The following is a 14101-nucleotide window of genomic DNA, read 5'->3' on the forward strand; positions in this document are numbered from 1 at the left end:
GGCACCAAACTTGATGCCGAACCCTCTATCCGAGAGACGCATGACGACGATCTTGAAACTCCAGGACCTGAGCAAGGCATTTGGCGCAGTCACTGTCGCCGATGCTATGAGCTATGAAGTCCAACAAGGCGAAGCGCTTGGGGTAATCGGCCCCAATGGTGCCGGCAAAACCTCGATGTTCAATCTGATCACTGGGACGCTCAAATCAAATTCCGGGGTGATAGAATTCAGTGGGCAGAACGTTACGAAATGGAGCGCGGCAAAGCGCAGCCATGCTGGTATTGCACGTTCTTTTCAGGTCCCGCAGCCATTTTCGGGAATGACCGTTTTTGAGAACGCGATGATCGCCGCCACGCAATCAGCTGGCATGCGTGGGCATCAGGCAGAACGGTTTTGTCTGGAAGTTCTGGACCAGACAGAGCTGCTGCCCAAGGCAAACGTTCTTGCCGGAAGCTTGACATTGCTGGAACGGAAACGCCTGGAACTGACACGTGCTTTGTGTGCCAAGCCCAAACTGCTGTTGCTCGATGAGATTGCAGGTGGTTTGACCGAAGCCGAGTGCAAGTCACTGGTTCAGACCATCAAAGATATCCATGCCTCTGGCGTTACCATCATTTGGATCGAACATGTCGTTCATGCGCTGCTGGCCGTTGTTGACCGCCTGATCGTTATCGACTTTGGCAAGAAGATCGCCGAGGGAGAGCCGCAGGCAATCATGGAAAGCGCCGAAGTCAAAGAAATCTATCTGGGGATCGAAGCTGATGCCTGATCCGATCCTCCAGACACGCGGTTTGAATTCTTACTATGGTGATTTCCAAGCGCTTTATGAGGTCGATCTGGACGTCGGCGAGGGCGAGGTTCTGGCCATCATCGGTGCGAACGGTGCAGGCAAGACAACCCTGATGCGTTCCATCACCGGGTTGCTTGCGAACCAACCGGAGCAGATCCAATACAGGGGCAGGGACATCAGCTGCCTACGCGCAGATGAAGTCGCCGAATTAGGTCTGGCGATGGTGCCCGAAGGTCGTCAGCTGTTTCCGTCTTTATCGGTCAAAGAAAACCTAATGATCGGTGCTCAGGTTGGGCGCAAAGGTCCCTGGGATCTGCAAGCTGTCTACGACCTGTTTCCGATCCTGGATGAGCGCAAAGATCAGGCCTCAACATCGCTTTCGGGTGGCCAGCAACAGATGGTTGCAATTGGGCGTGCGCTGATGGCCAACCCCGATCTGATCCTCTTCGACGAAATCAGCCTCGGACTGGCACCGATCATCATCAAAGACATCTACGAAGCGCTGCCCGGCATCATCGGCGAGGGCATGAGTGCAATCATCGTCGAACAGGACATAACCAAGGCACTGTCGGTTTCAAGCCGGGTCTATTGCCTGCAAGAGGGCCGCGTTTCGCTGGAAAGCGCGTCTGACACCGTTTCGCGCGAAGACATTTCGCGCGCGTATTTCGGGATCGAATAATATGGAATGGCTGAACGCTATCGTGCAGGGAACTTTGCTGGGTGGGCTATACGCGCTGTTTGCTGCGGGTCTGTCGTTGATCTTTGGAGTAATGCGGCTCGTCAATATTGCCCATGGCGATCTGATTGTGTTGGCCGCTTACCTTGGCCTGACCGTCACAACCGCAACGGGGATGCATCCGATGGCGGCGCTGGTGATCGTCGTACCCGCCATGGCGTTGATCGGGTACGCCCTTCAACGGGGCCTGCTGAACCAAACTCTGGGCGATGATATTCTTCCACCCCTGCTTGTCACCTTCGGACTGAGCGTAATCATCCAGAACGGGTTGCTTGAGGTCTACACCGCCGACCCGCAGGACCTTGATGCCGGCGCATTGGAAACGGCAAGCGTCGCCGTCGGAGGGCTTACACTTGGAATCCTTCCGCTTCTGACGTTTGGGATCGCTATCGCGGTGATCTGGGGGCTGCAATGGACTTTCTATCACACCGCACTTGGTCGTGCATTTCGAGCTGTGTCCGATAACCAAGACATCGCACAGCTTATGGGCCTCAATCGTCGGCACATCTTTGGACTGGCCATGGCGCTGGCCCTCGGAGTGACAGCAATCGCCGGTATTCTGCTTGGCATTAGGACCAGCTTTGATCCGTCCATTGGTGGCGGTCGCCTGATTTTTGGCTTTGAGGCTGTCATTATCGGTGGGCTTGGCAACCTTTGGGGCACGCTCATTGGTGGCGTCATTCTTGGTGTCGCGCAAACCATCGGAGCCAAGATTGATCCGGGCTGGCAAGTGCTGGCCGGCCATATTGCTTTCCTTGTCATTCTTGCCGTTCGTCCGAACGGCCTGTTCCCGAGGGTTTCCGGATGAATCTGCAAGAATATTCGGTTTCCCGTTCTTCGAAACCAGCCCGCGTTGCTGCGATCCTGGCCGCGATCAGCTTGCTTGTTTTAATTGCAGCCCCATGGTGGGCAGGTCGCGCGGACATGCGCCTGATGGGTGAACTTTTCCTCTACCTATCCCTCGCCACCCTTTGGAACCTCATGGCGGGTTACGCTGGTCTCGTGTCGGTCGGTCAGCAGGCCTATGTCGGCTTCGGTGGCTATATGCTGTTTGCATTGACGATGCTGGGCGGTTTGCATCCATTGGTTGCTATCGCAGCCGCAGGGGTCCTGGGAGCGTTGATCTCGATCCCGGTCGCCGTCCTGATCTTCAGGCTTCGGGGGGCATATTTTGCAATAGGCACCTGGGTCATCGCTGAAGTCTTCCGGCTGAGCTTCGCGCAAATCTCAACGCTTGGCGGAGGGTCAGGATCTTCGCTGCCCGTTGCCATCGTGAAATCACTGGCGTCCGGGCGCGCGATGCGTGAGGCGCTGAGCTATTGGCTGGCACTCGGGGCCGCCGTGCTGGTTGTAACCGCCGTGTATCTCTTCCTGCGTTCGCGCCAAGGTTTGGCGTTGACGGCAATTCGGGACAACGAATTGGCTGCCGGTAGCCTCGGCATCGATATCTGGCGAACGAAGTTCATAGTGTACGTCGTCACGTCGGCATTCACGGCAATGATCGGCGCTCTTATTTTCCTTCAGAAGCTGCGCATTTCACCGGATGCGGCGTTCAGCGTCAATGACTGGACCGCCTTCGTCATATTCATCGTTGTGATCGGCGGTATTGGCACCATCGAAGGACCGATCATCGGCACACTCGTCTTCTTTGCGCTGCGCGAAACGCTGGCCGACCTAGGAACAACTTACCTGATCGTTCTCGGCGTGGTCGCAATTGTCGTCATGCTCAAGGCACCAAAAGGCATCTGGGGCGCGATCCGTAGCCGCTATGATCTGCAACTTTTCCCGCTGGGCTATCGCGTAAAGCACATCGGGCAATCCAAGGAAAACTGAACCCATGGCTCGTCAGAAAAAAACGATCATCACATGCGCTGTAACAGGAGCAATCCACACGCCCACCATGTCAGAGGCGCTGCCATACACTTATGATGACATCGCGCGGCAGGCGATCGAAGCCGCCGAGGCCGGTGCGTCGATCCTACACCTGCATGCCCGAAACCCTGAGGACGGGTCGCCATCGGTTGAACCTAATGACTTTGCGCCATTCCTGCCGCGCATAAAACAGGCCTCCGACGCGGTTGTGAACCTATCGACCGGTGGATCGCTGACATTATCCATTCAAGACCGGATCAACCCGGCCAAGACTTTCAGCCCCGAGATGTGCTCGATGAATATGGGTTCGATGAACTTCTCGTTTCATCCGCTGGCTCACCGATATGGCGATGACGATTGGAAGTTTGATTGGGAGAAGGACTACGTCGCGAACTCCGATCAGAACATCTTTCGCAATACGTTCCGGGACATTCGCGAGGCGGCGGAAACGCTTGCGCCGCACGACATCAAGTTCGAACATGAATGCTACGATGTGGGCCACTTGTATAACCTGAAATTCTGCATGGATATCGGGCTGTTTAAGGCACCCATTTTCATTCAGTTCATCTTTGGCATTCTCGGGGGCATTGGACCCGAAGTCGACAATCTGATCTTCATGAAACGTACTGCCGACCGGCTGTTCGGTGACGACTATCGGTGGTCGGTCTTGGGAGCAGGTGGAGCACAGATGTCCCTTGCCACGACGGCAAGCCAGATGGGTGGTAACCTTCGGGTCGGTCTTGAAGACAGCCTATTTATCTCTCGTGGAAAACTGGCCGAATGCAACGCTCAGCAAGTCGTTAAAATCCGACGTATTGTAGAAGATCTGGGCAGTCAGGTCGCGACCCCTGATGAAGCAAGGGAAATTCTGGACTTGAAAGGCGGAGACCGCGTCGCTTTCTGAAGGTAGGATGACCAATGACTACTTTCTTCGACCAACATTTTTTTGGAGTTTACGAAAGCCCAAGGAGATTGAGCCATGCGATTGAAAGTTCTGACATTCAGTGCGCTTCTGACAGGATTTACGGCGGTTCAGGCTCATGCGCAAAACGCAGCTCGGGACATTACCAATCTCTTGCTCAGTAACCGATCAGCAGATTGCGCGGACTATGCTGGCGTGTATTCCGCTTCAGTGGAAGACGTCACCCGCCAGCAACATTTTAACTCCGAACTCGAAATCTCGGCAGATAGTCAGCAGTGTACTCTTAAGACCAATGGCATTCCTAACCATGATTTCAACGGGCCTACAGCCAACTTCGCCAACGATGTAAAGGAATTATCAGGCACTTTTCGGGTTCCCAGAAATCCAGAAAAAGCCCCCAAACAAACTGCACTGTCGCAACGGAGTTATGATGCCATTTTGTTGAATGGCGTGCCGGTTGATTTGCTCTCGGCCGGGTGTTATCGCCCAAGCGGGCCGCGAGCAGACAAGAATGGCAACGTTTTGGCGGGGTGTCGAGACACGGATCCTTGGCTGCTCGATCCCCCGTCCTACGATCAGTATTTTGGTGTGGATCTTCACAATGCCCACGCCCAGCCCGACGGAAGGTATCATTACCATTCCAATCCAAATGCTCTGTTTTTGGATCACGACCTTGATAAGCCGTCACCAGTTATTGGCTTCGCAGCTGACGGCTTTCCGATCTACGGGACGATATTCAAAGACAGCGAAGGCAAAATTAGACCGGCGATCTCTGGCTATGAACTTAAAACCACGCCGAGACCTGCTCCGCCTAAAGGGCCGGGTGGCACTCCGGACGGGACATATATCGACGACTACGAGTTCACCGGGGCTGGCGATCTGGATGAGTGCAATGGCATGACTGTGGATGGTGAGTATGGTTACTATGTCACTACAAGCTATCCATGGGTGCTGAACTGTTTGGTCGGACAACCTGACCAGTCATTTGACAAAAGGCGGTGAGTTGTCTTGGCTCTTCCAATCACCGAAAGTCTATTAGAGTCAAGTTTACAAGCTCTCAAAAACTTTGATGGCGCCATCTGATTTGTCTGTGTGGTGATGGGCAATCGTCCAACTGCCCCCAATACGGCGAAATACGTTTGTGGCTCTGTGTGCGACTTCGACCCGTTTGCCTCAAGGGAGGAAAGTCCCTTTTTCTAACTCAACTTCATAAACAAAGTCACCAAATGTGAAGATGATGCGTTCCTTCATTTCAACCATCCCACATTCAAAAAAATTCTGCGGCATTCTTCTATGCAATCCAAATAGCATCCAAGCCCACTTCGCTCCCACCATTGGGGCGCATCGCTGTAACGCCATGGCTAAGTAACCATACGCTGCTCATTGGTCTCGGATTCTTGTTGAACACGCTATTCAGCGCCGAACAAATTTCTTCAGACGCAGCAAGAATTTCGTCGTTTTGTGCCATGAACCTTCTCAGAAACTCAATTTGGCTAACCGCCACGTTAGTTGGTTCGAGACGACCGTGTTCCTGAGACCGCTGTTGGTGATGGCAGTTAGGTCAACGTCAAGGCCTCGGCCGGAAGATCGTACGCGGCTTTTTTGCTGAATGTTGCAGCCTGTTCGAATGAACATTATGTGCCACTTCCATGTATCCATCTCGCTGGTTGAAAGACTTATACTATCCACTTCTAAAGTGGCCAGAAAGAAAGCTTGTCGCAAGTTTTACTCAAACAAAAGGGCCCCTTGTAGGTCAAAGTGTTTCGGGAACATTGCGTGCAGAAATCGAAAAACAATTCTCATTGCTTCGTCGCGATCGAATGAATCCGGGTGGAGTAGGTAATCTGTCCACATGCCTTCCAGCATTGCGAGTGTGCCGTGCGTAGCATCCCTAGCAACTTGATTAGGGTGTTCGGTTCCAGCTTCTTTCGCAATTCGAGCGAAAGCGTTGAAAACCAGATTACGAAGCTTAGCGTCGCGGGTATCTGAAAACGCAGCGATTGCCGCTCTGTTTCGGGCCTCGCCTCGAAACGCGTACCAAATGGAAACATTTTTCTTATTGAGAATGGCTTCACTCAAGTCGCCCCGAACAATCATCTCAATATGTTCTTGTCCGGTTTGCCCAGTCGTTTCCAACAGGTCATAAATTCCATTGTAGTATTGTTCGGATGAATAGCGGGCCGCTTCGTCAACCAAATTGTCTTTACCGCCAAAATGAAGGTGAATCATGCCGCGGGACAGTTCGGCGCGTTGAATGATTTCGCTGACGGAAGTCTCGGAAATCCCTTTTTCTGCAACCGAGTCGAGTACTGCCTCGATCAGGGAAAGGCGGTTTCGCTCGCGTATTTCTTGTCGTCTTCCAGTCATTGGATCAGGCGGCTCTGTTTGTTTTCAGTCTCTTGCGGTGTCTTCTAATGGCCAGTGTGAAATTGGCCATCCCCAGTTGCGAAATTATCAGTTGACACAGCTAGTCCAAAAAATCCAGATTTAAATGGACAATTGTCCATTTTGTGATCGACATTGTCGTGCCACCGAAAACGAAGCTCAGCAGGGAAGCATGGCCGGAGTACTACGAAGTGAAACGGGCAAGGGCCTGGCACTGAGCGCGCCTGCGACGCTCTATGTCGGCCTGCTCGTGGCTGTTCCACTTTGCATTCTTGTCGCCTACAGCTTTTGGACCCAGACCTATGTCGAGATTGACCGCACACTGACCTGGGCGAATTACCAAGAGGCGTTTACCGACCCGCTGGTTCGACATCTGATGGTCCGGTCAGTCGCGATTGCGGGGGCAGTGACATTGGCGACGGTCGGTCTGGCCTATCCGATTGCCTACTTCATCGCATTTCGGACGCAGAAAAAAACCCTCTGGCTATTGCTGATTACCATCCCGTTTTGGAGCAGCTACCTGCTGCGGGTGTTCAGCTGGAAATTGATCCTTGGCTTCAATGGGGTGATGAACTCAGCATTGATTTCGCTGGGGCTGATAGAGGAGCCGCTTACATTCCTGCTCTACAATGAATTCGCCGTTGTCCTTACACTTGCACATGCCTGGGCGCCGTTTGCGATCCTGCCGATTTATGTGTCGCTGCAAAAGATCGACCGCAGCCTCTTGGAGGCCGCAACCGATTTAGGGTGCAGCAAGTTGGAACGGTTTGTGCGCGTAACTTTGCCCCTGACGGCGCCAGGGATCATCGCCGCTTGCTTGATCATATTCATCCCCACGGTTGGCGACTATGTCACGCCAGCCCTGGTCGGCGGTTCGCAGGGAAAAATGGTGGCCAATTTGATCCAGGTTCAGTTTGGCGCGGCCAATAATTGGCCATTGGGTGCAACCCTGTCCCTGCTTGCAATGCTTTCGGTCGGTTGCGTCGCAATCCTGTTTGTGGTGGTCGTCACCGCACTGGGGCGGAGGATCAGATGACCAAGGCTATTCGTATCCCATGGTTGCTTGTTTACGCGATCGCCTATCTGGTGTTTCTGTACCTGCCAGTTCTGCTCTTGCCGCTGTTTTCATTTAATGACGGAACCATCGTGGCTTTCCCGCTAAAGGGGTTCACGTTGAAGTGGTACGCGCAGTTGGGTCAGCAAGACACGTTGCTGCAGGCGATGGTCAATTCGCTGATCGTCGGCAGTGTGACTGCCTTGATGGCGACGTCTCTGGGCCTGTTCGCCGCGCGCGCCTATGTCCGGTACCGTTTCAAAGGACGGGAGTTCTCCGAAGGTCTGGTCATGCTCCCGCTGGTCGTGCCCGGTATCATTGTCGCCAGCTCGATGCTGGTTCTGTTCATCAGTATCGGTTTGAAGCCATCGCTGACAACGGTGATCCTTGGGCATGTGTTCGTGGCACTGCCCTTCTCCGTGTCGATCATGAAATCTGCATTTGACGATTTCGACCAGTCTTTGGAGGAGGCCGCGTTCGACCTTGGTGAAAGCGTCGTGGGTACGTTTCGGCGTGTTACCTTGCCAATCGTCGCGCCCGGCATCATCGCCAGCCTGCTGGTGACGTTCACCGTGTCGTTTGATGAATTTGTCCTGGCCTTTTTCCTATCCGGGAACAGCCCGACATTGCCGGTCTATATCTGGAGCCAGATCCGCTTTCCGGCAAAATTGCCCAACACGTTGGCGCTGGGGTCGCTGCTTTTACTGTCTTCAGTCCTGCTGCTGTTGATTGCCGAATACTTCCGCCGCCGTTCCATCCAATCCTCTGATTGAAGCCAAAGGAAACGAGTAAGATGAGCGAACAGAACATCATCGAAATTCAGGGCGTCGAAAAACGCTTTGGTTCCTTTGTGGCTGTGTCTGATCTGAACCTGACCTTGAAAGAGGGTGAGTTCTTTTCGCTGCTTGGGCCTTCGGGCTGCGGTAAGACAACAGCGTTGCGCATTATTGCAGGTTTTCAAGATCACGAAGAAGGCGAGATCCGAATCGATGGTCGAACGATGGGAGAGGTGCCTGCCAACAAGCGCCCCACCAATATGGTGTTCCAAAGCTACGCGATCTTTCCGCACCTGAATGTCGGCGACAATGTTGGTTTTGGATTACGCAAGACAAAGCTCTCGCGGAAGGAAATCAAAGAACGCGTGGCCGAGGCGCTTGAGATGGTTGAGCTTGGCGGATTGCAGGACCGCAAGGCCAATGAGTTATCCGGTGGTCAGCGGCAACGTGTGGCGCTCGCTCGTGCGCTTGTCATGCGACCGAAGGTTTTGCTGCTGGATGAGCCTTTATCAGCGCTGGACAAAAATCTGCGCGAAGCGATGCAGTTGGAAATGCGCCGTCTGCAGCAGAAGCTTGGAATTACCTTCGTGATGGTCACGCATGATCAATACGAGGCGATGACCATGTCCGATCGGATCGGCGTCATGTTCGCTGGACAGCTCAAGCAAGTGGATAAGCCTGAGGTTCTGTATTCCCAACCTTGTAACCGGGAAGTGGCCTCTTTCATCGGCGGAATGAACTTTCTCGATGCCGAGGTAACGGCAGAGAACCCTGAAGCGCTGGAAGTCAACGTTCAGGGCTTTGGGCAGATGACGATCGGAGTGAACCCAAATGTTCAGGTGCATGACAAAGAACTTCTTGTCGGCGTTCGGCCTGAGCAATTGGAAATCAGTGCGGAAAAACCGGATGGGTACGATGCTCTTGTTCAAGGCGAGGTCTCGGACGTCGCCTTCTATGGTGAGAGCGTCCACTACTATGTGCGCGTCGATCGTCTGAAAGAAAGCATCGCCGTCGCAGTGCCAAACTATTTTCACACAGTCGATCACAACCGCGGCGACACCGTCTGGCTTGGCGTTCAAAGCGCCTCGGTGATCGACTTGGGCAAACGCTAGTCTTTGGGAGGAGACAAATGAGTAAAACAGCATCACTTACGGCAGCAGTAGTTGGCATCTTTACCGCCAGCCAAGCGCTAGCAAATGCCGCTGATCTGACCGTTTTTGACTGGTCCGGATACGAGGATCAGGGCTTCTACGGCGACTATGTCGAAAAGTACGGCGGCGCGCCCAGCTATACTTATTTCGGCAGCGTGGAAGAGGCGTTTACCAAGCTTCAGTCCGGGTTTGAAGCCGATTTGGCTCATCCCTGCACGGACGCTCTGAGAAAATGGGTGGCGGCGGATATGCTCAAGCCGATCGACACCAACAAGCTAGAGAACTGGGACAAGTTGATGCCCAAGATCAAAGAGGTCGACGGCATCACGATTGACGGGCAGACCTACATGGTGCCTTTCGAATGGGGCAACACCGGCCTGATCTATCGCACCGATATGATTTCGGCGGACGATGTTTCACTGCAATTACTTGCCGATCCCGCCTATCAGGGTAAAGTTGCCATTCCAGACGCCGCCTCCAGTGCCTTTGCAATGGCGGCACTGGCAACCGGCGCCTCCAGCTATACCGACATGAGCGACGAGGAATTCCAGAAAGCTGCAGATTATCTGCGCGCGATTCATCCGAACGTACGCTTTTATTGGTCTGACGCCGGCCAACTGGATCAGGCAATTGCCAGCGGTGAGGTCACGTTGGGTTGGGGATGGAACCAATCGGAACTGAACCTGATCTGGAACGAAACGCCAGCGGTCATGATGCGTGATGTGGACAAAGGTATCGCAACTTGGGTCTGCGGTTATGTGCATCTGAAATCTGCAAAACAGTCGGATGAGCAAGTCTATGACATGCTGAACGCGCTCAGCTCTGCCGCAAGCGGTAAATACATCATCGAAAGCTGGGGATACGCACACGCCAACGAGGACGCGTTTGCCCAAGCTGACCCGGAACTGATCGAAACCTACGGGTTCTCGGATGTGGACAGCTTCTTTGAAGGCAGCCTTTTCTTTGACGCTGTTAACCCCGAGTTGGAGGCCAAGATGTTGAAGGAATTCGAGCGCATCAAAGCTGGCTTCTAAAGGCACTCTTACAACACAGCCGGGAATGGTGGGGACGTAGGAAACCTTCCATTCCCACGAAACTAATTCCGATTTTCTTGGAGGAAGCGCGGTAATGTCAGGCGCTGACGGATATTCTGTTTTCTTCGAACCGGTTCAGATCGGGCCAGTAACGGCTCGTAACCGGTTCTACCAAGTGCCCCACTGCAATGGTTTGGGTCATTTGCGACCTCAGGCCGAAGCTGCCATGCGGGCGATGAAAGCCGAGGGCGGTTGGGCGGTTGTATCCACTCAGGAGGCCGAGATTCATCCAACTTCGGATTTGTCTCCTTATTCTGAAAACCGAATTTGGGACGATCAGGATATTCCCGCACTGCGTCTAATAACCGACTCAATTCATGAGAAGGGCTCGCTTGCGGCAATCCAATTGGCGCATAACGGTCACCATGCCCAAAACCACCTGACCCGTGCGCCCTTGCTGGCCCCATCAGAACTTGTCCTGCAGACCCCATACCCGAAACAGGCAAGGGCCATGGACAAGTCGGATATTCGTGAGTTCCGCAAGTGGCATCGCGCTGCGGCTCGTCGCTCGCGCGAAGCCGGATTCGACATTGTGTATGTCTATGCCGGGCATCACATGACATTGCCTCATCATTTTCTGCTGCCACAGTTCAATGATCGGACGGATGAATATGGAGGTTCGTTGGAGAACCGGGTGCGACTGACCCGCGAGCTTCTGGAAGAAACCAAGGAGGAGGTTGGAGACAATTGCGCCATTGCCCTGCGGTTTGCGGTTGATGAAATGCTTGGGCCAGACGGCATGCAAGCACAGGAAGAAGGCCGTGCTGTAGTCGAATTGCTGGCCGAGCTTCCAGACCTTTGGGATGTTAACGTGGCGGATTGGAGCAACGATTCTGCGACGACCCGGTTCGAGCCCCGCGACGGCTTTCAAACCTCATATATCGAATTTGTGAAACAAGTGACCTCTAAGCCTGTTGTCGGCGTCGGGCGTCTAACGTCTCCGGACTTGATGGCGTCACTGGTCAGGAAGGGTATCCTTGATTTTATCGGCGCGGCGCGACCATCCATCGCTGATCCGTTTCTGCCCAACAAGATCAAGGAAGGTCGCATCGAAGAAATCCGCGAATGCATTGGTTGTAACATCTGTGTTTCATCTGACTCTCTCGGCGTCCCCATACGCTGCACCCAAAACCCGACTATGGGCGAAGAGTGGCGGAGGAAATGGCATCCTGAGATCATTGAGCGTCGGGTAGAAGAGGAAGCTGCGCTCGTTGTCGGCAGTGGACCAGCCGGGCTTGAATGCGCCATGCAATTGGCGCGTCGGGGCTACGAGGTAACTCTGGCGGAAGCAAAGCAAGAGCTTGGCGGCCGCGTGTTGCAGGAAGCTAGCCTGATCGGGCTATCCGCCTGGAAGCGCGTGACAGATCACAGAATTTACGACCTGCAACAACGCGGGAACGTTCATCTGTTCACCGACAGCCGTCTGTCAGCCAGTGAGGTCGTCGAACTGGGTATTCCGAACGTCTTTGTTGCAACGGGCGCAAAATGGCGACGAGACGGGCGCGGAAAATCTGCATTCCACGGTGTGTCAATCGATTCAGGTTCTCAGGTTTTCACTCCGGATGACGTTATGGCCGGGGTCATGCCGCAGGACGGCTCGATTGTGGTCTACGATGATGATCAAGCCTATCTCGGTGGAGTCTTGGCGGATCATTTGGCTCAGGCCGGGCGAGAGGTTTTCTTTGTGACGCCGGCCTCAATAGTTTCGCCGTTTACCGAATTGACGTTGGAGCAGACTAAAGTGCAACGCAGTCTGTTGGAAAAAGGCGTTCACCTAAATCTGTCCCAGACCTTGGTCGATGTCGCGCCAGGTCAGGCGACATTGCAGTGCGTCTACACGGGGCGAGAGAATTTCATTGAATGCGGCTCCGTCATTCTGGTGACGCAACGAATGCGAGAAACCGCCCTTTACGACGAGCTTTGCGGGTTGAATGAAAGTCCGCTGCGTACGTTGGAATTAATCGGAGATGCCGCAAACCCGGGCTTGATCGCGGACGCTGTATATTCGGGTCACATGGCTGCTCGAAATTTCGAACGTAATGCGGACGACATCGACCATGAATTCTTCCGCCGGGAAATCGTTTCCCTTGAATCTGCATGAGGTGCGTAATGCCAAAAGATGACTTGCAAGTAATGCGCGACTTGATGGACGCGCAACAGGAGGGGTTCGCCTTGCCTCGACACTTCTATACGTCTCAAGCAGTATACGAGAACGATATGGACGCGTTCTGGAACCGTAACTGGATCTGGGTCGGCCACGTTAGTCAGGTCGCTGAACCGGGCGACTATTTCCTGTTCGACTATGGGCCCGAGTCCATTATTGTCGTTCGGGATCGTGAGGGCGAGGTGCGAGCGCATTTGAACGTATGTCGCCACAGAGGATCGCGGGTTTGCATTGAACAGCAAGGCAAGGTGCGCAACTTCATATGCCCTTATCATGCATGGACTTTTGACCTGAACGGCAAGCTACGAAACGGGCGATCGATGGGACAGGACTTTGACCCTAGCCAGTACGGGTTGTTCCCTGTTCAGGTGAAGACTTTTCAGGGTCTGATCTTTGTCTGCGCGGCAGAAGATGCTCCGCCGCTGGATGCTGCCCTGGAAAGGCTGGCCCCGCTTTCAAAGCCGTTCGATTTTGAAAACCTGAAAGTCGCGCACGAGGCATCATACCCGGTTCCGGCGAACTGGAAACTGGCCCTTGAGAACTACTTGGAATGCTATCACTGCGCGCCTTCCCATCAGGACTATTCGCGTAGCCATTCCCTGAAAGACCCAGCCCAGGTTCTTGAGTTTATCGGGGCATTGAATGAACGGATGAAAGAAGCCGGAGTGCCCACCGAGGAACTTGATCTGACAGGAGAAAATGCGGACGCGCCAGGCGCAGATGTTTATTGGCGGCGCTACCCTTTGTTTCCCGGCTATGTGACCGGCAGCAAGGATGGAGCGCCTCTGGCGCCGCCTTTGGGCGAACTGAAATCCCACGATGGCGGAGCAACTGATCTGGGGATCGGCACACTGAACTACTTCCTTGTCTATGCAGATCACATGGTCGGGTATCGCTTCGTCCCTCGCGCCCTGCAGGAAACGGATATTCAGATCGTTTGGTACGTAGGCGGAGGCGCTGAAGAGGGTCGCGACTATGACAAGGATACTCTGACGTGGCTTTGGCATGTCACGTCGCTCGATGACGAGCGGATCATACGACACAATCAGGAAGGCGTGAACTCGCACCATTTCGTCCCAGGGCCGTTGTCCGAGATGGAGTGGAGCATCCCCGGGTTTTATCGCAATTACTTCAGCATGATCTGACACGCTCAGAAT

The 14101-nt window shown here is 53.9% G+C and carries 14 protein-coding genes and 1 pseudogene; 12 read left to right on the forward strand and 3 right to left on the reverse strand.

What is annotated here, in order from left to right; all coding sequences use genetic code 11:
- The first annotated feature begins 40 nt into the window (after window positions 1–40).
- The 6 genes from AC1DFB_RS18245 (at window position 41) to AC1DFB_RS18270 (ending at window position 5322) form a co-directional block, all read left to right on the forward strand.
- On the forward strand, window positions 41–769 hold the full coding sequence (locus AC1DFB_RS18245) for an ABC transporter ATP-binding protein (protein WP_170402672.1): 729 nt from the start codon (window positions 41–43) through the stop codon (window positions 767–769).
- On the forward strand, window positions 762–1469 hold the full coding sequence (locus tag AC1DFB_RS18250) for a branched-chain amino acid ABC transporter ATP-binding protein (RefSeq protein WP_170424709.1): 708 nt from the start codon (window positions 762–764) through the stop codon (window positions 1467–1469). Before AC1DFB_RS18245 ends, AC1DFB_RS18250 begins: the two co-directional genes overlap by 8 nt.
- 1 nt (window position 1470) lies before the next feature.
- A complete protein-coding gene (locus tag AC1DFB_RS18255) occupies window positions 1471–2334 on the forward strand; it encodes a branched-chain amino acid ABC transporter permease (RefSeq protein WP_480921806.1) in 864 nt (287 codons plus the stop codon).
- Complete coding sequence (locus AC1DFB_RS18260) at window positions 2331–3359, forward strand: branched-chain amino acid ABC transporter permease (protein WP_480921807.1); 1029 nt, start codon at window positions 2331–2333, stop codon at window positions 3357–3359. Before AC1DFB_RS18255 ends, AC1DFB_RS18260 begins: the two co-directional genes overlap by 4 nt.
- Before the next feature lie 4 nt (window positions 3360–3363).
- On the forward strand, window positions 3364–4302 hold the full coding sequence (kce, locus tag AC1DFB_RS18265; RefSeq protein ID WP_480921808.1) for a 3,5-dioxohexanoate:acetyl-CoA acetone transferase: 939 nt from the start codon (window positions 3364–3366) through the stop codon (window positions 4300–4302).
- Window positions 4303–4377: 75 nt separating this feature from the next.
- Window positions 4378–5322, forward strand: coding sequence for a YHYH protein (locus AC1DFB_RS18270; protein ID WP_480921809.1), 945 nt, complete (start codon window positions 4378–4380; stop codon window positions 5320–5322).
- Between the two features lie 45 nt (window positions 5323–5367).
- On the opposite strand, the pseudogene AC1DFB_RS18275 reads toward AC1DFB_RS18270, so the two are convergent.
- From AC1DFB_RS18275 to AC1DFB_RS18285, 3 genes and pseudogenes are all read right to left on the reverse strand, one after another.
- Window positions 5368–5451 (reverse strand): annotated as a pseudogene (locus AC1DFB_RS18275) (hypothetical protein); the annotation flags it as partial.
- Window positions 5452–5611: 160 nt separating this feature from the next.
- Window positions 5612–5788 (reverse strand): hypothetical protein, encoded by a 177-nt coding sequence (locus AC1DFB_RS18280; protein WP_170513124.1) that lies wholly within the window; start codon window positions 5786–5788, stop codon window positions 5612–5614.
- 257 nt (window positions 5789–6045) lie between these two features.
- Window positions 6046–6687, reverse strand: coding sequence for a TetR family transcriptional regulator C-terminal domain-containing protein (locus tag AC1DFB_RS18285; RefSeq protein WP_170402650.1), 642 nt, complete (start codon window positions 6685–6687; stop codon window positions 6046–6048).
- Window positions 6688–6877: 190 nt separating this feature from the next.
- Between AC1DFB_RS18285 and AC1DFB_RS18290 the strand changes: the two genes are divergently transcribed.
- The 6 genes from AC1DFB_RS18290 (at window position 6878) to AC1DFB_RS18315 (ending at window position 14089) form a co-directional block, all read left to right on the forward strand.
- Window positions 6878–7741: an ABC transporter permease gene (locus tag AC1DFB_RS18290; RefSeq protein WP_170402647.1), complete on the forward strand. Its 864-nt coding sequence runs from the start codon at window positions 6878–6880 to the stop codon at window positions 7739–7741.
- Window positions 7738–8532 (forward strand): ABC transporter permease, encoded by a 795-nt coding sequence (locus AC1DFB_RS18295; RefSeq protein ID WP_170402644.1) that lies wholly within the window; start codon window positions 7738–7740, stop codon window positions 8530–8532. The genes AC1DFB_RS18290 and AC1DFB_RS18295 overlap by 4 nt, the downstream gene beginning before the upstream one ends.
- A 20-nt stretch (window positions 8533–8552) precedes the next feature.
- The gene (locus AC1DFB_RS18300) at window positions 8553–9647 is read left to right on the forward strand and encodes an ABC transporter ATP-binding protein (protein ID WP_480886767.1); all 1095 of its coding nucleotides are present in this window, start codon (window positions 8553–8555) and stop codon (window positions 9645–9647) included.
- A gap of 17 nt (window positions 9648–9664) precedes the next feature.
- Window positions 9665–10720 (forward strand): ABC transporter substrate-binding protein, encoded by a 1056-nt coding sequence (locus AC1DFB_RS18305; RefSeq protein WP_480921810.1) that lies wholly within the window; start codon window positions 9665–9667, stop codon window positions 10718–10720.
- A gap of 94 nt (window positions 10721–10814) precedes the next feature.
- Window positions 10815–12881 (forward strand): oxidoreductase, encoded by a 2067-nt coding sequence (locus AC1DFB_RS18310; RefSeq protein ID WP_480921811.1) that lies wholly within the window; start codon window positions 10815–10817, stop codon window positions 12879–12881.
- Window positions 12882–12889: 8 nt separating this feature from the next.
- Window positions 12890–14089, forward strand: a complete 1200-nt coding sequence (locus AC1DFB_RS18315) for an aromatic ring-hydroxylating oxygenase subunit alpha (RefSeq protein WP_480921812.1) — start codon at window positions 12890–12892, stop codon at window positions 14087–14089.
- Window positions 14090–14101: the final 12 nt, after the last annotated feature.

Source organism: Ruegeria sp. S84, from assembly GCF_056583445.1.

Coding starts and splice junctions, on each gene's coding strand:
- AC1DFB_RS18245 (WP_170402672.1), top strand. CDS start 41: ATGACGACGATCTTGAAACTCCAGGACCTGAGCAAGGCATTTGGCGCA.
- AC1DFB_RS18250 (WP_170424709.1), top strand. CDS start 762: ATGCCTGATCCGATCCTCCAGACACGCGGTTTGAATTCTTACTATGGT.
- AC1DFB_RS18255 (WP_480921806.1), top strand. CDS start 1,471: ATGGAATGGCTGAACGCTATCGTGCAGGGAACTTTGCTGGGTGGGCTA.
- AC1DFB_RS18260 (WP_480921807.1), top strand. CDS start 2,331: ATGAATCTGCAAGAATATTCGGTTTCCCGTTCTTCGAAACCAGCCCGC.
- kce (WP_480921808.1), top strand. CDS start 3,364: ATGGCTCGTCAGAAAAAAACGATCATCACATGCGCTGTAACAGGAGCA.
- AC1DFB_RS18270 (WP_480921809.1), top strand. CDS start 4,378: ATGCGATTGAAAGTTCTGACATTCAGTGCGCTTCTGACAGGATTTACG.
- AC1DFB_RS18280 (WP_170513124.1), bottom strand. CDS start 5,788: ATGGCACAAAACGACGAAATTCTTGCTGCGTCTGAAGAAATTTGTTCG.
- AC1DFB_RS18285 (WP_170402650.1), bottom strand. CDS start 6,687: ATGACTGGAAGACGACAAGAAATACGCGAGCGAAACCGCCTTTCCCTG.
- AC1DFB_RS18290 (WP_170402647.1), top strand. CDS start 6,878: ATGGCCGGAGTACTACGAAGTGAAACGGGCAAGGGCCTGGCACTGAGC.
- AC1DFB_RS18295 (WP_170402644.1), top strand. CDS start 7,738: ATGACCAAGGCTATTCGTATCCCATGGTTGCTTGTTTACGCGATCGCC.
- AC1DFB_RS18300 (WP_480886767.1), top strand. CDS start 8,553: ATGAGCGAACAGAACATCATCGAAATTCAGGGCGTCGAAAAACGCTTT.
- AC1DFB_RS18305 (WP_480921810.1), top strand. CDS start 9,665: ATGAGTAAAACAGCATCACTTACGGCAGCAGTAGTTGGCATCTTTACC.
- AC1DFB_RS18310 (WP_480921811.1), top strand. CDS start 10,815: ATGTCAGGCGCTGACGGATATTCTGTTTTCTTCGAACCGGTTCAGATC.
- AC1DFB_RS18315 (WP_480921812.1), top strand. CDS start 12,890: ATGCCAAAAGATGACTTGCAAGTAATGCGCGACTTGATGGACGCGCAA.